Origin of the sequence: Streptomyces callyspongiae, assembly GCF_047200695.1 — a bacterium.
Taxonomy (GTDB): domain Bacteria; phylum Actinomycetota; class Actinomycetes; order Streptomycetales; family Streptomycetaceae; genus Streptomyces.
On sequence record NZ_JBJZOM010000029.1, the window covers coordinates 1 to 20,963 of the forward strand.

Annotated in this window: 21 protein-coding genes, 1 tRNA gene and 1 pseudogene; 12 read left to right on the top strand and 11 right to left on the bottom strand. The window is 70.9% G+C overall.

Going from position 1 to position 20,963, the window contains the following annotated elements:
* Positions 1-55: 55 nt before the first annotated feature.
* The 4 genes and pseudogenes from ACL06G_RS20940 to ACL06G_RS20955 all read right to left on the bottom strand — a co-directional run bounded on the left by ACL06G_RS20940 (position 56) and on the right by ACL06G_RS20955 (position 2,150).
* Positions 56-733: a CBS domain-containing protein gene (locus tag ACL06G_RS20940; protein ID WP_412787346.1), complete on the bottom strand. Its 678-nt coding sequence runs from the start codon at positions 731-733 to the stop codon at positions 56-58.
* 25 nt (positions 734-758) lie between these two features.
* On the bottom strand, positions 759-1,079 hold the full coding sequence (locus ACL06G_RS20945; protein ID WP_412836501.1) for a universal stress protein: 321 nt from the start codon (positions 1,077-1,079) through the stop codon (positions 759-761).
* Between the two features lie 203 nt (positions 1,080-1,282).
* Positions 1,283-1,633, bottom strand: a pseudogene (locus ACL06G_RS20950) (universal stress protein); the annotation flags it as partial.
* 85 nt (positions 1,634-1,718) lie between these two features.
* Complete coding sequence (locus tag ACL06G_RS20955; RefSeq protein ID WP_412787348.1) at positions 1,719-2,150, bottom strand: Hsp20/alpha crystallin family protein; 432 nt, start codon at positions 2,148-2,150, stop codon at positions 1,719-1,721.
* Positions 2,151-2,336: 186 nt separating this feature from the next.
* On the opposite strand from ACL06G_RS20955, the gene ACL06G_RS20960 reads away from it, so the two are divergent.
* The 3 genes from ACL06G_RS20960 to ACL06G_RS20970 all read left to right on the top strand — a co-directional run bounded on the left by ACL06G_RS20960 (position 2,337) and on the right by ACL06G_RS20970 (position 5,848).
* A complete protein-coding gene (locus ACL06G_RS20960; protein ID WP_412787349.1) occupies positions 2,337-2,792 on the top strand; it encodes a cyclic nucleotide-binding domain-containing protein in 456 nt (151 codons plus the stop codon).
* A 227-nt stretch (positions 2,793-3,019) separates the two neighbouring features.
* Positions 3,020-4,027: an Acg family FMN-binding oxidoreductase gene (locus ACL06G_RS20965; RefSeq protein ID WP_412787350.1), complete on the top strand. Its 1,008-nt coding sequence runs from the start codon at positions 3,020-3,022 to the stop codon at positions 4,025-4,027.
* A 102-nt stretch (positions 4,028-4,129) separates the two neighbouring features.
* The gene (locus ACL06G_RS20970; RefSeq protein WP_412787351.1) at positions 4,130-5,848 is read left to right on the top strand and encodes a GAF domain-containing sensor histidine kinase; all 1,719 of its coding nucleotides are present in this window, start codon (positions 4,130-4,132) and stop codon (positions 5,846-5,848) included.
* 15 nt (positions 5,849-5,863) lie between these two features.
* On the opposite strand, the gene ACL06G_RS20975 is transcribed toward ACL06G_RS20970, so the two are convergent.
* The 4 genes from ACL06G_RS20975 to ACL06G_RS20990 are packed head-to-tail and all read right to left on the bottom strand — an operon-like array spanning position 5,864 to position 8,784.
* The gene (locus tag ACL06G_RS20975; RefSeq protein ID WP_412787352.1) at positions 5,864-6,841 is read right to left on the bottom strand and encodes an Acg family FMN-binding oxidoreductase; all 978 of its coding nucleotides are present in this window, start codon (positions 6,839-6,841) and stop codon (positions 5,864-5,866) included.
* A gap of 21 nt (positions 6,842-6,862) precedes the next feature.
* Complete coding sequence (locus ACL06G_RS20980; RefSeq protein WP_412787353.1) at positions 6,863-7,567, bottom strand: response regulator; 705 nt, start codon at positions 7,565-7,567, stop codon at positions 6,863-6,865.
* Between the two features lie 60 nt (positions 7,568-7,627).
* Positions 7,628-8,317 carry a CBS domain-containing protein gene (locus tag ACL06G_RS20985; protein WP_412787354.1) on the bottom strand — a complete coding sequence of 230 codons (690 nt, stop codon included), beginning with the start codon at positions 8,315-8,317 and terminating at the stop codon, positions 7,628-7,630.
* Positions 8,317-8,784, bottom strand: coding sequence for a Crp/Fnr family transcriptional regulator (locus ACL06G_RS20990; RefSeq protein WP_412787355.1), 468 nt, complete (start codon positions 8,782-8,784; stop codon positions 8,317-8,319). Before ACL06G_RS20990 ends, ACL06G_RS20985 begins: the two co-directional genes overlap by 1 nt.
* 484 nt (positions 8,785-9,268) lie before the next feature.
* Between ACL06G_RS20990 and ACL06G_RS20995 the strand changes: the two genes are divergently transcribed.
* The 3 genes from ACL06G_RS20995 to ACL06G_RS21005 are packed head-to-tail and all read left to right on the top strand — an operon-like array spanning position 9,269 to position 11,054.
* Entirely contained in the window at positions 9,269-9,874 is a 606-nt protein-coding gene (locus tag ACL06G_RS20995) for an Rv1733c family protein (RefSeq protein ID WP_412787356.1), read from the top strand.
* A gap of 40 nt (positions 9,875-9,914) precedes the next feature.
* Complete coding sequence (locus ACL06G_RS21000; RefSeq protein WP_412787357.1) at positions 9,915-10,169, top strand: DUF1918 domain-containing protein; 255 nt, start codon at positions 9,915-9,917, stop codon at positions 10,167-10,169.
* Between the two features lie 6 nt (positions 10,170-10,175).
* Positions 10,176-11,054 carry a universal stress protein gene (locus tag ACL06G_RS21005; protein ID WP_412787358.1) on the top strand — a complete coding sequence of 293 codons (879 nt, stop codon included), beginning with the start codon at positions 10,176-10,178 and terminating at the stop codon, positions 11,052-11,054.
* Between the two features lie 138 nt (positions 11,055-11,192).
* Here ACL06G_RS21005 and ACL06G_RS21010 read toward each other — a convergent pair whose 3' ends face one another.
* Positions 11,193-12,011 carry an SAM-dependent methyltransferase gene (locus tag ACL06G_RS21010; protein ID WP_412787359.1) on the bottom strand — a complete coding sequence of 273 codons (819 nt, stop codon included), beginning with the start codon at positions 12,009-12,011 and terminating at the stop codon, positions 11,193-11,195.
* A gap of 613 nt (positions 12,012-12,624) precedes the next feature.
* On the opposite strand from ACL06G_RS21010, the gene ACL06G_RS21015 reads away from it, so the two are divergent.
* Genes ACL06G_RS21015 through ACL06G_RS21030 form a run of 4 tightly spaced genes read left to right on the top strand, consistent with a single transcriptional unit; the run spans position 12,625 to position 18,365 of the window.
* Entirely contained in the window at positions 12,625-13,566 is a 942-nt protein-coding gene (locus ACL06G_RS21015) for an ABC transporter permease (protein ID WP_503167835.1), read from the top strand.
* 1 nt (position 13,567) lies between these two features.
* Entirely contained in the window at positions 13,568-14,524 is a 957-nt protein-coding gene (locus tag ACL06G_RS21020; protein ID WP_412787361.1) for an ABC transporter permease, read from the top strand.
* Positions 14,521-16,668: an ABC transporter ATP-binding protein gene (locus tag ACL06G_RS21025; protein ID WP_412787362.1), complete on the top strand. Its 2,148-nt coding sequence runs from the start codon at positions 14,521-14,523 to the stop codon at positions 16,666-16,668. The genes ACL06G_RS21020 and ACL06G_RS21025 overlap by 4 nt, the downstream gene beginning before the upstream one ends.
* Complete coding sequence (locus ACL06G_RS21030; protein ID WP_412836499.1) at positions 16,665-18,365, top strand: ABC transporter family substrate-binding protein; 1,701 nt, start codon at positions 16,665-16,667, stop codon at positions 18,363-18,365. Before ACL06G_RS21025 ends, ACL06G_RS21030 begins: the two co-directional genes overlap by 4 nt.
* A gap of 113 nt (positions 18,366-18,478) precedes the next feature.
* On the opposite strand, the gene ACL06G_RS21035 is transcribed toward ACL06G_RS21030, so the two are convergent.
* Positions 18,479-18,886: a DUF5997 family protein gene (locus ACL06G_RS21035; protein ID WP_412836500.1), complete on the bottom strand. Its 408-nt coding sequence runs from the start codon at positions 18,884-18,886 to the stop codon at positions 18,479-18,481.
* Between the two features lie 57 nt (positions 18,887-18,943).
* Between ACL06G_RS21035 and ACL06G_RS21040 the strand changes: the two genes are divergently transcribed.
* Both ACL06G_RS21040 and ACL06G_RS21045 read left to right on the top strand, forming a co-directional pair.
* Positions 18,944-19,699: a LysR family transcriptional regulator substrate-binding protein gene (locus tag ACL06G_RS21040; protein WP_412787365.1), complete on the top strand. Its 756-nt coding sequence runs from the start codon at positions 18,944-18,946 to the stop codon at positions 19,697-19,699.
* A gap of 442 nt (positions 19,700-20,141) precedes the next feature.
* Positions 20,142-20,441 (top strand): hypothetical protein, encoded by a 300-nt coding sequence (locus tag ACL06G_RS21045; RefSeq protein ID WP_412787366.1) that lies wholly within the window; start codon positions 20,142-20,144, stop codon positions 20,439-20,441.
* Between the two features lie 268 nt (positions 20,442-20,709).
* Here ACL06G_RS21045 and ACL06G_RS21050 read toward each other — a convergent pair.
* Positions 20,710-20,783 (bottom strand) — tRNA-Pro (locus ACL06G_RS21050).
* Between the last annotated feature and the right edge of the window lie 180 nt (positions 20,784-20,963).

Here is a 20,963-nt window from a genome sequence, read left to right on the forward strand (position 1 = left end):
CCCCCCGCCGGGCGCCGGCCCCCCGGGGCGCCGGGGGGCCACGGCTCAGGTCGGCTCAGGTGGGGATGCGGGACGCTTGCGGGGTGTCGTCGGTCCGGTAGGACAGGTTCTCGCGGACGGCGACGACGCCGTCCACCGCACAGCACAGCCGGACCAGGATCGGAATGAGGCTCCGCACCTCCACCCTCCCGGTCAGCTCCACGCGGCCGCCCCGCACGTCGGCGGTAACCTCGGAGGGCGCCAGGTGCAGGGTGTCGCGGAACACGGCCCCGTGGATCTCGTCGCGTATGGCGTCGTCGCGGCGGAGGAAGACGCGCAGCAGGTCGCCGCGGCTGACGATGCCGACCAGCCGATCCGCCTCGTCGACCACCGGCAGGCGTTTGACGCCCTGAACCTCCATCAGCTGCGCGGCCTCCACGACCGTCCAGTCGGGCCGCGCGCACACCGCAGGCGCGCTCATGAGCTCCTCCGCCCTGGCCCCCTCCGCCTTGGCACGCTCCCACTCCTCCAGGGCGGGCAGCGGAACGAGGCCCTCGGGGCCGGGCCGGTCGGCCGCCTTGCGCAACAGGTCGGCCTCCGAGAGGACACCCACCGGCCTGCCCGCGGCGTCCACGACGGGCACCGCCGTCACATCCCGCTCGGCCAGCAGCCGGACGACGTCCTTGAACGGCGTCGACCGCTCCACGATCTGCACGTCCCGGGTCATCAGGTCCTTCACGGTGCGATGCTGCATGGGTGCTCTCCTGCGGTTCCCTCGGTCAGTAGTGCGGGACCACCGCCACCGGAGCGGCGGCATGGTGGAGTACGGCGTGCGTGACCGACCCCAGCGGGGCGGCAGGCGAACGCCGTTTGTGCAGACGGCGGCCGACCACCACCAGACAGGCCTCCTCCGCCGCCTGCAGCAGGCGCGGTCCACGCGCCCGTCCAGTACCAGCCGGCGCGTCTTCACGTCGGGATGCTCGGCGCACCAGGGGCCCAGGCCGCTCTCCAGCGCACGGTGGGCCCGGGCCTCCAGGCCGGCTCCGACACGCGGGTCGGGCAGCGCGGAGGGGTACGCGTAGAGATGCTGCAGCGTCCACACGTGCACGGCCACCAGCGGACGGTGCATGCTCTCCGCCTCGTCGAAGGCGAAGCCGGCCACCGGATCGATCCGGTGCTCCACGTCGAGCCCCACGACCACGGGGCTGTCCGGCGGCACCTGCGAGACGTCGTCGGTCCCGTCGCGCACCACGACGACGGGGCCGGTGGCGTGCGCCACCACCGGAAGCGCCACACTGCCCGTGAGGAAGCCGGACAACCGACCCGCGCCCCGTGAGCCCAGGACGAGCAGCGCCGAGGTTTCGGCAGCTTCGAGGAGCGCCTCCACGGCTGCCTGCGGCGTCTCCTCCGCGGCGGCCGCCAGTTCCGGGTGCCGCTGTGTCGCCTCCTGGCAGGCGGCCCGCATCCGCTCCACCACTCGTTCCTCCTCGGCCGACGTCCCGACGAAGAACTGCCGGCTGTCGCCACGCCACCGGTGCGCGTGCAGGAGCCGCAGCGGAACACCCCGCAGGGCCGCCTCGGCCGCCCCCCACCGCACAGCGGCGAGACTGGCGTCGGAGCCGTCCACACCCACGGTGACCGGTATCTCCGCCATCGTTCCTCCGGGACGCAAGCTCCGGCTGCGGGCGCCGTCCGGAGCCGCACGGGGCGGCGGGCGGCGCCCGTATCCGGAGAGACTGTCAGCTCTCCGGGCGCTCCACCGCGATGTTCCGCGGCCCCCGCCCGGTCTCCTCGGGCACCGGCACGGTCACGGTCAGGATGCCGTCGCGGTAGTCGGCCCGGGCATCGGCGGTCCTCGCCCCGGCAGGCAGCCGCACGGACCGGGCCAGCGCACCGTAGTGGAACTCGCTGTGCCGCCGGTCCCCGGATCGTGAACTGCGCTCGGCGCGGATGGTGAGCATGTCGCCCTCCACGGTGATGTCGACCTCCTGCTCGGGATCGATGCCCGGCAGCTCGGCCCGCAACGTGAAGGAGCCGTCCGTCAACTCCTCCTCTATGCGGATGCCGTGCGCTCCGTGCATGCCCGGCAGCGCCGGGAAGTCGGGCACCACCCAGTCGAACAGGTCGGGCAGCGACATCGTGCCGCGGCGGCGTTCCATCGGTGCGTGCATGGTCGTCTCCCTCTCGGGCTCCGTGTTCGTCCGCCTTCAGACTCCCGTCGCGCGCGACGGCGGTACGAGGGCCGAGCGGGTCCCACACAGGGCCCTTCGGCCCTGCGCGCGCCGGTTCTCCCGGCGAAAGGCTGGCGGCAACGGACCGGCGCGTCCGTGCCGTGCCGCAGGAGGAAGGAGCGAGTGATGATCAGCACCGCCACGAGCCTCCTGAGTGTGCTGCCGCCCGGCAGCCGGGACCACCTGCTGACCGCGGCCCGGGACGTGAACTTCCCCGCCGGGGAACGGCTCTTCCAGGAGGGCAGCCCTGCCGACCGCTTCTGGATCGTGCGCACCGGGACCGTGATCCTCGACATGGCCGTCCCCGGGCGCAGGCCCGCCGCGGTCGACACGCTGCACCCGGGCGACCTCGTCGGCTGGTCCTGGCTCATACCTCCGTACACCTGGCACCTCGGCGCGGAAACCCTCAGCCCTGTCCGTGCCCTGGAGTTCGACGCCCCCGAGGTCCGGCGCATGTGCGACGCCGACCCGGAACTGGGCCGAGCGGTCGCCACCCGTGTGGCAGAGATCACCGGGCACCGGCTCCAACAGGCCCGCGCCCGGCTGCTCGACCTGTTCGCCCCGCACGGAGCGGCACCATGACCCTCACATGCCCGCCCCGACGACGATCGGGCCGGACGGCCGGGGCCGGAGGGCCGCTCGGCCCCTTGTACCCGCTCACCGCCGACGATGTGCTGGAAACGACCTCGCAGAAGCCCCCGGAACGGCTGCTGCGGCGTCGAACTCTCCTTCCACACCCGAACGCCGGAAACGGACACCGGATCCGGCACCCAGCCGCACCTGACGCGGCCCAGCAGAGGAGCACTCCCGTGACCGCCCCCATCCGCCTCTCGGAGGAAGCCGCCGGCACGCTCGCGTCGGCCGCGGCCTCCGCCCCTTCGATGCACAACGCACAACCGTGGCGTTTCCGGTACGTCAGGGGCGAGAGCGCCTTCGAGGTGCACGCCGACCCCGAGCGCGGCCTGCCGCACGCCGACCCCGACGGCCGAGCCCTCCACCTGGGGTGCGGCGCCGCACTGCTGAACCTCCGTGCGGCCTCCGCCGCGGCCGGACTGCGGGTGATCGTGCGGATCCTCCCGGAGCCCGACGACGCGGGCCTCCTGGCCGTCGTCTGGTTCGACGAGGACGGACACATCGAGGCCGACCTGGCACGACTGGCTCCCGCCGTCGATCAGCGGCGCACCAGCCGCGAGCCGTTCGCGGAACGTCGCCTGCCGCAGACCGTGCGGGACTCGCTCATCGACGCGGCCGCCCGCGAGGGCGTCCTGCTGACCTTCCCCGCCGCGTGGCACCTCCAGTGGGTCCTGGAACTGGCCCACGAAGCCTCTGCGGAGAACCGCACCGACGTGCTCGGCCGGGAGGAACTCGCCCACTGGACGCGAGTGGGCGGCAGCTCCGGCGCCACCGCCACGGCCACCATGACCGACGGCATACCGGATTACGCCTTCGGCCCGCGCAAACGGGGCGGCCGCGCTCCGGTGCGGGACTTCGGAGGCGGACTGCCGGCAGCCGGACAGGGCGTCGGGCACTACGAGGAGCATCCGCAGCTGGCGCTGCTCAGCACCCACGGAGACCGGATCTCCGACTGGGTCCGGGCCGGTCAGGCGATGGAACGCGTCCTGCTCACCGCGACGCAGCAGGGCGTCGCGACCGCCTTCGCCACCGAGGCGCTCGAACGCGAAGAGACCCGCTGGCCGCTGCGCGACCCGCTCGCCGCAGCCGGAGCGGTGCAGATGATCCTGCGCCTCGGCTACGGCCCCGCGGGCCCCGCCACCCCCCGCCGTCCCGTGGCGGACGTGCTGGACATCGCCGCCTGACCCCCGGGCCGGTGCCGCCCCGGCGGCTCGCCCGGAGGGCCCCTCACCGCCGCCGCGGTTACCGTGGACGGAGAGCCGTCCAGCAGTCCAGCGGGAGGCCCGGTGAACCACCAGATCGGTGAGCGCGGCCGTCTGCCGCAGCTCCACCTGGACGAACTCCTGGAGGAGCTGCAGGTCCGCATCGACGCCATGCGCTCCACCCGCGACCGCATCCACACCCTCCTCGAAGCGGTCCTCTCCGTGGGCAGCGGGCTGGACCTCCCACAAGCGCTGCGCCGCATCGTGGAAGCGGCGACGGTCCTCGTCGACGCCGAGTACGGCGCGCTCGGCGTCATCGGCGAGGACGGCACCCTCGCCGAATTCATCCCGGTCGGCGTGTCCCCGGAGCAGATCGACGCGATCGGGCCCCTGCCGACCGGCCACGGGCTGCTGGGTGAACTCATCCGCCACCCGGAGCCGCTGCGCCTCGCCGACATCGCGCGTCACCCGTCCTCCAGCGGCTTCCCGTCCCACCACCCGCCGATGCACTCCTTCCTCGGCGTCCCGATCAAGATCCGCAACGAGGTGTTCGGGAACCTCTACCTCACCCAGAAGCGGGACGGCCGGGAGTTCGACGCCGAGGACGAGGCCCTGCTGTCCACGCTGGCCGTCGCCGCGGGTGTCGCGATCGACAACGCACGGCTCTACGAGCAGGCACGCAGCAGGCAGCGCTGGCTGGAGGCCAACGCCGAGATCACCGAGAGCCTGCTCTCCGGCAGTGACGAACCCGCCGTACTGGACCTCGTCGTGCAGCATGCCCGCCGCATCCTCAGCGCCGACATGGGCGCCCTCGCACTGCCCGACCCCGAGACCGGCGACCTGCGCGTCGTGCTGGCCACGGGCACCGGGGCGGAGCACCACCGCGATCTCGTCCTGCCGCGCCGCGGCACCTTCGTGGGCGCCGCCGCCGACGCAGGCAAGCCGATCACCAGCAACGACATCGCACACGACCCGCGCGTCACGGCCGGCCCGCCGCGCTGGAAGGGCCTCGGCCCGGCGGTGGCCACCCCCATGGTCACCGAGGACGGTGTGCGGGGCGTGCTCCTCCTGGCCCGCACCGATCCGATGGCGGTGTTCACCGACGTCGAAACCGCGCCGCTGCTCGCCTACGGCGGCCAGGCCGCACTGGCGATGGAACTCGCCGACCGGCGGCGCGATGCCGAACAGGTCGCCCTGCTGGAGGACCGGGACCGCATCGCACGCGACCTCCACGACCTCGCCGTCCAGCGACTCTTCGCCACCGGCATCTCCGTCCAGAGCGCGATGCGCTTCGTCGACCACCCCGAGGCCCGGGAACGCCTGCTCCGCGCCGTCGACGACCTGGACGAGACCACCCGCATCATCCGCTCCACCATCTTCGGTCTCCGGCAGCACGCCGAGCAGGCCGGGCGGCGCAGCCTGCGGGTCCGTCTCATGTCCGTCGTCGAGGAGGCGGCCCAGACACTCGGCTTCACCCCTGCCGTCCGCATGGACGGACTCGTCGACACGGACGTGCCCCGGGCCGTCGCGGAAGACTTGGAGGCCGTCCTGCGGGAGGCCCTCTCGAACGTCGCCCGGCACGCGGAGGCGAAGGCGGCGGAGGTCGAACTCACGGTCGGTGACGGCCGGGCCGGCCTGGTGGTGCGCGACGACGGCATCGGGATCGGGAGGGACGCCGGACCGCGCAGCGGGCTGCGGAACCTCCAGGAACGTGCCGCGAGGCTCGGTGGGCACTGCGAGATCCGACCGAACGGGGAACGGGGCACCCACCTGGAATGGTCGGTACCGCTGACCCCGGGGTGAGGGCCACCGCGTGGATCACGGGGTGTCGGCCACCACCTCACGCACGTGACGACGCGGAGTGGCGGGCCCCTCGGGGCCGTACCCCAACCGCATCAGCATCTGCGGGTACGCCCCCAGCCCCGGGTCGTGCGCGCGCAGCTCCGCCCGGATGTCCGGCCACTCGATCGCCTGGTAGAGCAGCGAGAACCGCACCTCCAGCACGGTGGCCGTCAGCAGGACGCGTTCCAGGGCCTGCCCGGCCGCCACCCAGTCGGCATTGCGGTCGTGCTCGGTGGTGAGGACGGCGATCGTGGCCCGCTTCTCGAACGGCGCCGGTCCCGGGCGGCCGCCGCGACCGGCTCCCGCGAACGCCCTCATCGGCAGCCCTCCCGTGCTGTCCTGCGGCCCCAGCGCGGTCATCGGTATGCCGTCCCGGCCCGCCTGGCGCACCCAGGAGCGGCTCTCCGCCCGCCGGGCCGGATCCCGCTCGTTGCGCCGTTCCGCCTCGGCCGTCGCAGCGAGCAGATGCGCGGCCACCGTGCCGGTGGGGATGCGGAGCGCCGCCTGCTCACGCCGGGCGGCCTCGCTCAACGCCGTCACCGCGGACGCCGGGAGCCGGTCGTCGGAGAACGGCCGCCGGCTGCTGTGACGCCGCCAGACCGCGTCGTAGAGTCCGGCCAGGCCCGGCGGCGCCCCCACCCGCTGCACCACGTGCACCCGGGCCACCACGTCCGGGCGGGAGGGGTCGGGAAGGATCTGCACGGCCGCACGCCAGCCCTCGTGCGCCAGTGCCACCCGCAGGTTGAACAGGGCTGCTCCGAGGGAGATGTGCAGCGCACGATGCCGGGGATCGGTGAACCGGAGAGAGCGGTCGGGCGCCGAGCAGACCTCCACCGCAGTGCCGCCGGCAGCGAGCCGGAACCGCCACGGCTGCGTGTTGTGGATCGACGGGGCGGTCACCGCGGCCGACACCACCCGGTCCAGGGTGGCCCCTTCGAGAGTCCCGGACGTCATGGCGACTCCCTCCGCTACGGTTCAGCTGCGCCGGCGCTCGGCAGAGGGCCGGATGCCTGCCTCGGTGGCGATCACCGCTGCCTGCACACGGCGTTCCACGCCGAGTTTGCCGAGCAACCGGGAGATGTTGTTCTTGACCGTCTTCTCCGACAGGTACAGACGTTCCCCCACCTGCCGGTTCGTCAGCCCCTCGCCGATCAGGGCGAGAATCTCCCGCTCCCTCGGCGACAGCCGTCCCAGGGCACCATTGTCCTCCGCCTGCTCCGGCTCTCCCCGGAGGCTCTCCAGCAGCCGTCCCGTGGTGGCCGGGTCCAGCATCGACTGCCCGGACGCGACGGTTCGCACCGCGGCCACCAGGTCGGAGGTTTTGATCTGCTTCAGTACGTATCCGGCCGCCCCCGCGAGGATCGCGTCCAGCAGGGCGTCGTCGTCGTCGAACGAGGTGAGCATCAGACAGGCCAGGTCGGGCATGCGGGAGCGCAGCTCACGGCAGACCGTGATGCCGTTCCCGTCCGGCAGCCGCACGTCCAGCAGCGCCACGTGGGGCCGCAGAGCCGGACCGCGTGCGACGGCCTGGGCCGCGGTGGCGGCTTCGCCCACGACCTCCATGTCCGCCTCGGCTCCGAGGAGGTCGAGGAGCCCGCGGCGGACGATCTCGTGGTCGTCGACCAGGAACACCCTGATCGGGGAGGCCGTGGGGACCGGTGGTTCGCTGTGCCGTGTCATTCCGGGCTCCTCCTCCGCGAACGCGGATGTACCACGCGTCCCATCCTCGTGCACGGTCGGTCACCCCGCCAGTGAGGACGGCTCGCCGTCGCCCGGTGCACGGCCCGCGTCCGGCGGGGCCAGGCGGAACTCCACGTCCACCACGCCCTCGACCGAGCGCGTCATACGGGCCGCGAGCGGCACCAGCGACGACTCCCCGAAGGAACCGGTGAACGTCACGATCCCCTCCTCGACCCGCACCTCGGGGGCCGGGGCCGCAGGGAACAGCGGCCGGACGACCTGCTCGCGCACCTCCTGCTCGATGTCACGGTCCGAGCGCAGGAACACCTTCAGCAGGTCGCTCCGGCTGACCATGCCGACCAGATGGCCCTCCACATCCACCACCGGCAGCCTCTTCAGACGCCGCCGCGCCATCGCACGGGCGGCCTGCGGGAGTGTGGCGTCCGCACGCACGGACACGGCGGGAGCACTCATCAGGTCCCGCGCCGTCAGCGCCCCCGCCCACAGCGGCTCGTCGGCGCGACGAACCTCCTCGGCCGGCGAGGACGGGTCGTCGCGGGCCCCCTCCGTCGGCAGCAGATCGGCCTCCGAGACGACACCCACGACCCTCCCGTCGCCCTCCAGCACCGGAACGGCGCTCACCTGCCACCTCTCCAGCGCCTCCGCGATCTCCTTGAAAGAGGCCTCAGCGCCCACGGCGACCACCGGCTGACTCATCACGTCGTTCACGACGTGCGGCGAACGGTTCATCACACGTCCTCCGACTCGGGGGCGAGCCCGTTGGGGCCGTAGATGTCGAGAAGCCGGAACCGCGTCCGCTGCAGCCGGTGCCCGATGATCCGGGCCACGTACCAGGCGAGCTCGTACCCCAGGTCCGTGTCCGCCGCACACTGCCGCCGCACCTCGGCGGCGTCGAACTCGAGTGCCGAGACCGGACCGTCGGCCTGGGCCCCCAGATGCCACTCGTAGGGAGGGAAGAACCAGGACCACCCCAGGAGATCGCCGCTGTGCAGCGTCTCCACCAGGAGCGGAGGGCGGGTCGGCACGGTCAGGTCCAGACGCACGGCGCCGCTCTCCAGCACCCAGAACCGGTCCGCCCGGTGTCCTTCGTGGAAGATGCGCGTGCCCTGCGCGAACCTCACCCCGTGACCGTGCTCCAGCAGTCGGGCCCTGCCCCCGGTGGACAGCTCGTCGAGCAGGTGCAGCGTGAGCGTCATGGAAACCGGTCTCCTCCTTCGGGAAGCCGGACACCATCGGTCCGACGGTGACACCGACAGCCTCACCGGCGCCCCGCACTCCCGCACAGGGGCCACACGGCCCGGCCGCGGGACCGATGGGCCCGCCCTCCGCGGCGCCCGGGCACCCCGCGCCACCGAGGACGTTCGGCGTGTTCCGGGGCCGACCGGCCCCTGCCTCCACGCGCCACCGCCCCACAGACTCGAGGAAGCGCGGGGAACGCGCACGTCCGGCCCGTGGTACTGAAGCGCCACCACGGGCCGGACGCATGCCGGGCGCCGCGCACCGCATCCCCGTCACGACGCCGGCGGACGCCCGCCGCAACCGCGGCCGGGGGCCCGACCGGCTCCCACCCGGGACCAGTGGCCCCTGCTGCCGCGCCGTGGAACACCCGACGCTGAAGGAGTCCGCGGAGCCGACGAGTGACGCCGCCGCACCCCTGCGGCAGGAGGAAGGGAGTCTCCCGTGAACGGCAGCCGCTCCCCCCACGCCTCGCCGGGCCCCAGCGGGCCTTCCGCATCCCGGCCCAATCCACTGCAGCGGCCCGTGGACCGTCTCCAGGCCCGGCTCGAGCGGTGGCTCGTCGTCACGGTCGTGATCGGCGCCCTCGCCGCCGCTCTCGCTGCGGGCAACGCGGGGTACTCCTCCCAGGACTCCGCCCTGCGGGAGGAGCGTGCCGCACGTCAGCAGGTCAGTGCCGTGCTCGTCACCGATGCCTGGGGAACCGCTGACGCGGCACCGTCGGGCACCACCCACCAGGCGCAGGTCCGGTGGACAGGGCCGGAAGGCGACCGCCACAGGGACGTCGCCACCGTGCCCGCCACCGCCGACAAGGGCGACACCGTCCGCGTGTGGACCGACCGCGACGGCACCATCACGACTCCGCCCCGCTCCACGTCCGCCCGGGCCACCGGATGGGCGGCGGCCCTGATGGCTGCCGCCGGGGTCGTCACCGTCGGGTTCGCGGGCCGCCAGGTCCTGCGACGACTGGTCGACAGGCGCCGGCTCCGGGCCTGGGAGGAGGAGTGGGCCGTCGTCGAAGCCCGCTGGACGGGGCGCAGGCCCGGCTGATCGCCGAGACGGAACGCCGAACCGAGAAGGAGGGTCGAGCATGAAAGCGTCTGTCGGAGACCAACTGGTCGTCGAGAGCCCCAAGGAAGGCACGGCACCCCGCGACGGCGAAGTCGTCGGACTGCACCACGACGACGGCTCTCCTCCGTACGACGTGCGCTGGTCGGACACGGGACGCACCACGCTCGTCTTCCCCGGACCGGACGCGCACGTGCGGCACCTCTCTGCCGCGGTCGGCGCGGCACCACTCGCAGGACGGCCCCAGCCCGCGGGGCGGGCCGGGAAGAAGGGGTGACACACCGTGGAACTGCCCCTGGTCGTGGCCACCGACGGATCGTCGCCGAGCCTCGCGGCCGTGGACTGGGCGGCCGACGAGGCGACGCGACACGGGCGGGAACTGCGCATCGTGCACGCCTCGCTGTGGGAACGGTACGAGAACGTCGTCCCCGACTTCCGTACCGGCCGGCCGCCGCTCCAGACCCTCGCGGAGCACATCGTCGCTTCCGCGGCCGAACGGGCCGGACTCCGCCAGCCTGCGCTCAAGGTGACGACGGAGATCCTTCCGCAGGAGGCGGAAGCCGGACTCGTGCAGGAGAGCTACGAAGCGTTCGCCGTCGTCACCGGGCATCGCGGCCGGGGCGGGTTCGCCGGGCTGCTGCTCGGATCGGTCAGTCTCGCCGTGGCCTCCCGTGCCCACTGCCCCGTCGTGGTGGTGCGCGGCCCGCACACCGCCTGGGAGGACACCGCCCGGCCGGTGGTCCTCGGTGTGGGAGACCTCACGGAGGGCTCCGCCGCCCACGACTTCGCGTTCCGGGAGGCCGCGGTACGGCGCTCCCCGCTGCTGGCCGTGAGGTCCTGGCGTTCCCCCGCCACCCAGACCCTCGACCACCCGCTCTTCGGGGAGAACGCCTCCGGCCGGGTCCACGAGGAGCGCGCCGCCTCGGTGCTGACGGACGTGCTGTACGGGCCGCAGCGCGACCACCCGGAGGTCGAGGTGCGCCGCCGGGTGGAGGAGGGGCCTCCGCACCGTGTGCTCCTCGAACGGGCCGAGGAGGGTGCGCTCCTGGTCATCGGGGCGCCGCGCAGGCACGGGCACACCGGCCTCCAGCTCGGTCGGGTCAGCCATGCCGCACTGCACCACGCGGCCTGCCCCGTCGTGGTCGTTCCCGCCGCCTCCTGACGGTGCCGGGCGAGCGTCGGGCCCGTTCGACGGGGGAGTGCGCGCCCGACCGCACGGTCCGGGACGGCCCGACAGTGAGGAGCGGCCGCGGAGCCGAACCGGAGGACCGGCCGGGAGGGACCGCTCGCCCCTCGCGCGTCACGGCTTCCGTGCCACGGCTCCCACGATCAACTGCTCCCAGACGGTGAGCTCCTGCTCGGCCTCGCCGATGCGGCTCAGTCCGTCCGTGGCATCCGGCCGCCACAGGGAGCACGGCACGATGCCCGGCTGAAGGATCTCCATGTCGCCGAAGAGATCCCGGATCTCCTCGTCGGTGCGCCAGCGCCCGCGGCCGAAGGTCTCCTGGAGCAGGCCCTCGGCCTCGGCGGTCTCCTTGTTGTGACCGCTGCGGAAGTGCGAGATGAAGAAGTAGCTGCCGGAGGGGACCTGGTCCTGCCAGTAACGGACGATCGACCGGGGATCCTCGTCGTCGTTGAGGTGGTGCAGGATCGCGCTGAGAACCACGGCCACGGGCCGGTCGAAGTCGATCAGCCGCTTGGTCTCCGGGTGCTGCCGGATGCCCTGCGGGTCGCGAACGTCCGCCTGTATGACGCGAGTTCCCTTGTTCCCATCGAGCAGGGCCCGGCCGTGGGCCAGAACGATGGGATCGCTGTCGATGTAGACCACGCGAGCATCCGGAGCGTGGCGCTGCGCCACTTGGTGGACGTTGTCCGCGGACGGCAGACCGCTGCCCAGGTCGATGAACTGGTCGACGCCCGCTTGCGCGATCTCCCGCACGGCGCGCACCAGGTTCTGCCGGTTGACGTGCGCGATGGCCACCGAACCGGGCAGATCGTCGATGAACTTGTCCCCGATGGCCCGATCCACCTCGTAGTGGTCCTTGCCGCCGAGGAGATAGTCGTAGACCCGGGCGATGCTGGGTTTCGACTGGTCCACGCCGGATACGGCCTCGGCCATGACAACTGCTCCTCTGCCAACGGGGATTGCCTGGCGGCCATCGTAGGCCGCGACGGGCTCCGCGGGTGACCGAACCGGGCGTTCCTCCGGCCGGCGGGGCGGCGGCGAACCCGGTCCGGGAGCCTCAGCGCTCGGGTCGCCTCCATCTGCCCCGCGGAGGCCGCGGTGCATGTCCGGCATCGCCGGACACGTGACAGGAGGTGGTTCCGTGAACCAACACCCTTAATGCTATTGCGACCTGACAACTCTTGACGTTCGATGTTGCGGCTTGCGAGTCTCTCGCTGGACGCTGTGATTTCGCGCAACGGTCAACATTCTGTCGCTCAGCGGTGAGGTTGTCGCTCCATGTCTCGATGCTGCGTTTCTTGGCTGCCTCACCGTCGGGAGGCGGCGCCCGCGGGCTTCCGGGCGCAGGTCCCGGAGATCACGCATTGAGGCGTGCGCAGCCCCGTTGTCCTCCACGGGGCATTCGCGCACGGGCGCCCGCAGAAGCTCCCCGTTTCGAAACTCCTTCTTCCTGCCGGAGCGGCGCGGCAGGCCTCTTGCCTCGCTGACGAAAGGTCAAGTCACGGTGCTGCGATATGTCGCCCGCAAGGCGGTTGGCTGGGTTGCCATGATAGTGGTGGCGGCGAATATTACGTACTTCCTGGCGAACGCATTCCTCAAGCCGGCTTCGAACTACATCGCGCTCCGACCGCCGCGGTCTCCGGACGAGATCAACCATTCCCTCGCCCGCTACAACCTCAGTCCCGAGACTCCTCTCGTAGAGCGTTGGTGGCACTGGTTCAGCGACATCCTGCTGCACTTCGACTGGGGATCCTCTCCCACCGGTGGAAGCGTCAACGGAGAAATCGTCTACCGCGCCCTGGCCAGCGGTCAACTGGTTTTGGGGGCGACCGTCCTGTCGATCGTCATCGGCGTCGGACTGGGCGTCTTCACCGCGTCCCGGCAGTACAGGCGCTCCGACCGTGCGTGGCAGGGAATCTCTGTCATCTCCTTCAACACGCCCTCGGCCGTGGCCGCGCTGGGCGTCGTGCTGCTCACCATCTGGCTGAACCAGGCACTGGGCAGCACGCTGCTGCCGGTGGCGGGTTCGCAGGACCCTGAAGTCTCGGGAGTCTGGGACGTGTTCGTCTCTCGGACGGAGCACGCGATCCTGCCGACGATCTCACTGACCTTCATCAGCTACGCCGCCTACCACCTGTTGCAGCGCTCGCTGCTGCTGGACAACATCAATTCCGACTACGTGCGCACCGCCCGGGCCAAGGGGCTCACCCGGCAGCAGGCCATCCGGCGACACGGACTCCGGACCTCCGTGATTCCCGTCGCCACCCAGGTGGCGTTCGCGATGCCCGCGCTGTTCACCGGCGCGGTGATCACCGAGACGGTCTTCGCCTGGCACGGCATGGGGGAGTACTTCATCAAGACCATCAGTACCAACGACGTGCACGGGGCCGTGGCCGTGGCGGCCTTCGGCGCCCTGATGACAGCCATCGGCGCGATCCTCGCCGACATCGTCGTCGTCGCTCTCGACCCAAGGATCCGGGTGAACTGACGTGGCCCTCAACATGCCCGGCCTCGGGCCGGACACCGACGAACCGGCGACGGAGGAACCCGGCGCCCCGAGCACGGACCGGCCCGGGCGGACCGGGAAGCGGCTGTCGCCGGCCCGGCTCTACCTCCGGCGCTTCCTGCGCAACCGCGGCGCCGTCGCCGGGCTGGCGATCTTCGTCCTTCTGGCGCTGCTGGCCCTCACCGGAGGGCTCTTCACCGAATGGAACCACAGGGAACCCGACTTCACGGCGCTGTCGGTGCCGCCCGGTACCGGAACACACCTCCTGGGCACCAACCAGGCGGGCAACGACACCTACGCGCAATTGGTGCACGGGCTCGGACGTTCACTGATCATCGCACTCACCGTCTCCCTGCTCACCACGGTGATCGCCGCGCTCTTCGGTACCACCGCGGCCTACCTGGGAGGCAAGGCCGAACGAGCGATGCTCGGGTTCGTGCACTTCCTGCTGATCCTGCCCTCCTTCCTCATCATCGCGCTCGTCGGCACCCACTTCCGGGGCGACTGGAAAGTGCTCATCGTGGTGCTGACGCTGTTCGGCTGGATGCTGACGTCCCGCGTCATCTGGTCGCTCGCGACCTCGCTGCGGGAGCGGGAGTACGTTCTCGCCGCCCGGTTCATGGGCGTCGGGCCGCTGGGAACGATCCTGCGGCACATGGTGCCCAACGTCGGCTCGTTGCTGATCGTGACCTTCACTCTCGGTGTGGCGACGACGGTCCAGGCCGAAACGGCGCTCTCCTTCATCGGGTTCGGCGTCAAACACCCCGACGTCTCCCTGGGCACGATGCTCGCGAGCGGGCAGAACACCCTGTCGACCGCCCCCTGGCTGTTCTACTTCCCCGCCGTCGCCGTGGTGCTGCTCACCGTGGCGATGGCACTGATCGGTGACGGCCTGCGCGACGCACTCGACCCCACCTCGCAGTCCGGAGGCAGCGCATGATCGAGCAGCAGACGGCCACCACGGGACGCGGCACGGCGACGCCGCTGCTGTCCGTTCGCGATCTGCGGGTGAGCTTCCCCTCCGAGGCAGGCCGGGTGGATGCCGTGCGCGGTGTCTCCTTCGATGTGCACCGGGGACGGACTCTCGGCATCGTCGGCGAGTCCGGATCGGGCAAGTCGGTCACGTCCATGGCGGTCATGGGGCTGCTGCCCGACTACGCCGCCGTCGCGGGCGAGGTCGCCCTGGACGGGGAGGATCTCCTCGAGCGGGACGACCGGCAGATGTCGGCGGTGCGCGGCCGGAGGATCGGCATGATCTTCCAGGACCCGCTGTCGTCGCTGACTCCCATCTTCACGGTCGGCCGGCAGATCGTCGAGGCTCTCCAGGTTCATCAGGACATCTCCGGGCCTGCCGCATGGAAGCGGGCGGTCGACCTGCTGGATCTGGTGGGCATCCCGCAGCCCGACCAACGGGTCAAGGCCTTCCCGCACGAATTCTCCGGCGGGATGCGACAGCGGGTGGTCATCGCTATCGCGATCGCCAACGACCCCGACCTGATCATCGCTGACGAGCCGACGACCGCGCTCGATGTGACGGTCCAGGCTCAGATCCTCGACGTGCTGAGGACGGCCCAGCGAGAGACAGGGGCAGCCGTCATCATGATCACCCACGACCTCGGGGTGGTCGCGGGTTCCGCCGATGACGTGATGGTGATGTACGCCGGACGGGCGGTGGAGAAGGCGCCGGTGGACGAGCTGTTCACCCGCCCCCGCATGCCCTACACCCTCGGGCTCATGGGAGCGATCCCCCGACTCGACCGCTCCGAGGAAGCCCTGGTGCCGGTGAAGGGCACCCCGCCCCTGCTGGTGGACCTTCCCGACGGGTGCCCGTTCGCGGCACGTTGCCCCGTGGTGCAGACCTCCTGCCGCACCGCTGAGCCCGAGCTGGTGACGGTGTCCTCTCCCGGGCCGGGAGGGGACCACCGGGCGGCATGCCTACGCGCTGAGGAGATCACCGAGAACGGCGCGATCGACGGCGCGCCCGTCTTCCCCGTCCCCGCGCGGAAGGAGGGCGAACTCGCCGTCCGCCCCCGTGAGGACCGGGCAAAGGTGCTGGAACTGTCCGGTGTCACCAAGACCTTCCCTCTCACCAAGGGAGCGCTGCTGAAGCGCCGCGTCGGCTCCGTCTTCGCCGTCAACGGCATCGATCTGGACATCCGCGAGGGGGAGACCCTCGGCCTCGTCGGCGAGTCGGGCTGCGGGAAGACCACGACACTGCTGGAGATCATGGGGCTGCGCCGGCCGGAACGGGGCGCGATCTCCGTCTCCGGCGTGGATGTGGCGGGCCTGAAGGGGAAACAGCAGGTCAGTGCGGTCCGGCGCGACATCCAGATGGTCTTCCAGGACCCGATGGGCGCGCTCGACCCCAGGATGACCGTCTTCGACATTTTGGCGGAACCGCTGCGGGCCATCGGCGAGCGGGACAGGAACGCCCTCGCCGGCCGGGTCGAGGAGCTCATGGAACTGGTCGGACTCGACCCCGAGCACCGCGATCGCTTCTCCACCGCCTTCTCCGGCGGCCAGCGACAGCGCATCGGCATCGCCCGCGCCCTGGCGACGGAGCCGAAACTCGTGGTCCTGGACGAGCCCGTGTCGGCGCTGGACGTATCGGTGCAGGCGGGTGTCATCAACCTGCTCAACGACCTCAAGGCGGACCTGGGACTGTCCTACCTCTTCGTCGCGCACGACTTGTCGGTGGTGCGTCACATCTCCGACCGTGTCGCGGTGATGTACCTGGGCCGGATCGTGGAGATCGGCGCGACCGACGAGGTCTTCCGCGCCCCCCGGCACCCCTACACGCAGGCGCTGCTGTCGGCGATTCCGCTGCCGGATCCGCAGGCCGAGCGCACGCGGGACCGCATCCTGCTCCGGGGCGATCTGCCGAGCCCGACCGACGACCGGCCGGGCTGTCGATTCGTCGGCAGGTGCCCGCTCCACCAGAGGCTGGACAAGAGGCAGCAGGAACGGTGCCGCGACGAGACACCGGAGCTCACCGGGAGGGAGGGCCTGGACCACCGCGATGCCTGTCACTTCGCGGAGCAGCACATCACCGAAGAACTCGCCGAACAGAAAGCAGACCGATGAACAGACAAGCACTGAGGAGCGTCGTCCTCGCCGCCGTCGCCTCGCTCGCCCTCGCCTCGTGCAGCGGTGGCTCCGGATCCGAGGAATCGGACAAGGAGAACAAGGGGGCGACGTCGGAGAGCGAGGTGCTCACCGCCTACAACCCCCAGCCTGCCGGGAACGTCAAGCAGGGCGGGTCGGTGACGCTGCCGATCACCGAGATACCCGACCAGCTCAACGACCTTCACGGTGACGCGTCCCTGTACGCCGGAAAGATCAGCTGGTTCTACACGCCGAACCTGTCGTACAACGACCCCAAGGGCAACGTCACTTTCAACAAGGACTACCTGACCAACGTCGAACAGACCACCGTCGACGGCAACACCCAGGTCACGTACGACATCAACCCCGAGGCCGAGTGGAACGACGGCACGGACTTCGACTGGACCGTCTTCCGCGATTCCTGGAAGGCGCAGAACGGTCAGAACGACGACTACAGCGTCGGCTCCACCGACGGCTACTCCAGCATCACCTCGGTGGAGAAGGGCGAGAACGCCGACCAGGCGGTGGTGACCTTCGACGGCACCTACGTGTGGTGGGAGATCCTCTTCCCCCACGTGGTCCACCCGGACATGGCGGACCCGAAGCCGTTCAACGAGGCCATGGTGGACGACCCGCGCCCCGAGTGGGGCGCCGGCCCGTACAAGATCGATAAATTCGACTCCAAGGGCGGCACGGTCTCCTTCGTGCCCAACCCGAAGTGGTGGGGTGCGAAGCCCAAGCTGGACAGGTTCACCTTCGTGCAGATGGAGGCGAGCGCCTCCCTCAACGCGTTCAAGAACGGCCAGATCGACGCGACCGAGGTGAGCACGGCCGAGCGCCTCAACCAGGTCGAGTCGATGAAGGGCATCGACATCCGGCGCGGCACCACCACGGCCAACAACCTGCTGGTCTTCAACAGCACCTCGCCCGCGCTGAAGGACGTTAAGGTGCGCGAGGCCCTCATGGAGGGCATCGACCGCGCCCAGCTCGCGAAGATCAGCTTCCAGGGCCTGGACTACACCGAGCCGCTGCCCGGTTCGTTCATCCTGTTCCCCTTCCAGGACGGCTACCAGGACAACTTCGGCAACCTCGTGTCGTTCGACCCGGAGGCGGCCAAGAAGGCCCTCGAGAAGGCCGGCTGGAAGGCCGGAGAGGGCGGCGTCCGCAGCAAGGGCGGCAAGAAGCTCGAGCTCAACTACGTCCTGATCGGTGACAACCCGACGACCAAGGCCCGTGTCACCGCGATCGCGCAGATGATGAAGAACATCGGCGTCAAGCTGAACATCCAGAACCGGCCGTCCGCCGACTTCCAGAAGGTCTTCAGCGAGCGCAGCTTCGACATTTTCGGCATGGGCTTCATCTCCAGTGACCCGTACGGCACCGCCTACATCTGCCAGATGTACTGCTCCGACAGCACACTGAACGTGTCCCGTTCCGTGCCGGAGTCGATGGACAAGGAGGTCAAGGCCGTCAGCAAGCTGCCGACCGCCGAGAAGCAGATCGAGGTGGGCAACGAGGTCGAGGTCGAGGCCATGAAGACCTTCGGCATCATGCCGCTGCTCAACGGCCCGACCATCATCGCTACGAAGAAGGGGCTGGCCAACTACGGCTCGGCGCAGTTCTACGGCCACTACGGCACGCTGGGGCCGGCCGAGCTGATCGGCTGGGAGAAGTAGGGCTCACTCCTTCCCGGAGCGCCCATGGGGCCCGGGGGCCCGGAGACCTCCGGGCCCCGGGTTTCCGGCTCACCATTCGCCTCCGCGGCACGAGGGACACGCGGCGGGAGGCGTCAGCGCGTCTGTTCGCCTTGTTCTGCCTGCCGCTTCGCGCGGTTCTTCTCCTTGATGCGCGCCGCTTCCTTCCGCACCGCTGCCTGGGTGGCGCGTTCCTGCTCCAGCCATGCGGGGAGTTCCTTCTTCAGCGCCTCGATCTGCTCGGTGGTGAGGGGCTCGGTGATTCCCCCACGAGCCAGCCCCGAGATGGAGACCCCCAGCTTCGCCGCGACAACCGGGCGGGGGTGCGGCCCGTTGCGGCGGAGTTCCACCAGCCACGGGGGCGGATCGGTCTGCAGCGCGTTCAGCTCGTCGCGCGAGACGACACCCTCCTGGAACTCGGGCGGCGTGGCCTCGAGGTACACTTCCAGTTTCTTCGCCGCGGTCGCGGGCTTCATGGTCTGGGTGTTCTGGCGCGACGTCATGGTGATCAGGGTATCGAGCCCGCCTCGGCTCGGGACCACCACGGGTAGTCTGGCGACGTGACCGGATCAGCCCCCTCCCCCTCTCCTCCCTCCTCGTTCCGGGTCGCGTACGTACCTGGAGTGACGCCGACCAAGTGGGTGCGGATCTGGAACGAGCGGCTGCCCGACGTTCCGCTGCATCTCGTCCCGGTGGGATCGGCCGCAGCACCGGAGGTGCTGCGGGACGGCGGCGCCGACGTCGGCTTCGTACGGTTGCCGGTCGACCGTGGGTATTTCAGCGCCATCCCCCTCTACACCGAGACGACGGTGGTTGTGATCCCGAAGGACCACGTCGTCACGACGGTCGACGAGGTGACGACCGAGGACTTGGCCGACGACATCGTGCTGCATCCGCTCGACGACACCCTCGACTGGGAGCGTGTGCCCGGTCGCCCGGCGATCGAACGGCCCGCCACGACACCGGATGCCGTCGAGTTGGTGGCGGCGGGGGTGGGACTGCTGGTCGTCCCGCAGTCGCTCGCCCGTCTGTATCACCGCAGGGACCTCACGTACCGCCCGGTCACGGACGCCCCGCAGTCACGAGTCGCCCTGGCGTGGCCGGAGGAAATGACCACCGACATGGTGGAGGATTTCATCGGGATCGTCCGGGGGCGGACCGTCAACAGCACCCGGGGCCGCGCAGTCACCCCCGCGCAGCCGAAGCGCGCCTCCGCAGGCAGTGCGCAGGGTAGGTCCTCGGGAAGGAATCCACGCCGGGGCACCGGAGGCAGGCGGGGCGGTAAGCGTCGCGGTGGTCCACGCCGCCGGTCGTAGCCTTTCGCGATGCGCACCGGCAGGATGCCCGGTCGCGTCCTTGCAAGTGCGGTACGGGTTCCACCCGTTCCGGGGCTGCACTGGTCCAGGCATCAGGCTGCCGGAGAGTACGGAGACCGTGATGCCCGCGGGACGCGGCGGCTCGCGCTCCCGCCACCGTCCTTGGTCCTCCGGCGCCGTGAGGAGGGGAAGCGACAACCGGGAGTCGCCGCGCCACACCACCGCGGCGCTGAGCACGACGCGTCCACTGCCCACCGACGGCCCGGCCACCGCACAGCAACCGCAGACCGCTCCGACCGTGCCGCTGCCCGAACCCTCCGATCCTCCGAGGGCGAACCCTCAACCGGACTCCGGGACCGGTCGCCGGCCCGGGGAAGTGCTGCGTTTCGGTCCCGGTGTCCCGGAGCGAGTCCGGTCAGCTGACGTCGGCACCGCTCCGGCCATGCGACAGTCCTCGAACGCCCCGGCAGCACCGATCGCCGGCGGCCTGCACCGGTACACCCTGGCCGCGTTGGTGCTGCTCGCCGTGCTGGTCCACCTCGGCCGGCAGCAGCTCTCACCGGAGGTGGCTGTTGAGCAGGTGGTTGTACGAGCGGACCCGCGCGGGCCTTCGTGCAACGGTACGGCCGACGTGGAGGCCGTGATCAGGACGAACGGCAGGCCCGGAACGCTTCGCTACCACTGGCGCCGCAACGACGGCACCAGGTCCCAGCGGTTCCACGAACGCGTGGCCGAGGGGTAGCGGGAGGTTCGGCTGCATCTGCTGTGGAGCTTCCGCGGCGAAGGCCGGTATCAAGCCCGCGCTCAACTGCGGCTGACCGCAGCCGCCGAGCACGCCGCAGCCACGCGCTTCACCTACACCTGCGGCTGATCACTGACCGTGCCGCACGAGGGCGAGTGGAGGGATGAGAGCGCCGAGGAGGCCGGAAGGGCCGTCCGCGCAACGCACCGATGTCATCCACAGATGTCAGAAGCCCTCCGCGATCTCCGCGGAGGGCTTCTCACCTGCGTCGGGACGGCGGGATTTGAACCCACGACCCCTTGACCCCCAGTCAAGTGCGCTACCAAGCTGCGCCACGTCCCGGTGCCTGCGCGGCTTCGGGGTTTCCCCTCGCCGACCGGCACGAAGAACAATACCGCACTCCAGGGGGTGGATGTGCACCCCACCCCTTCGTGCCGGAGCGGTCCTGAGGTACGAGGACCGCAGACCGGCCCGGGCGGCGGCCGAGGCGCCGGTTTCGTCCCTGCTCCGACGGATACGCGT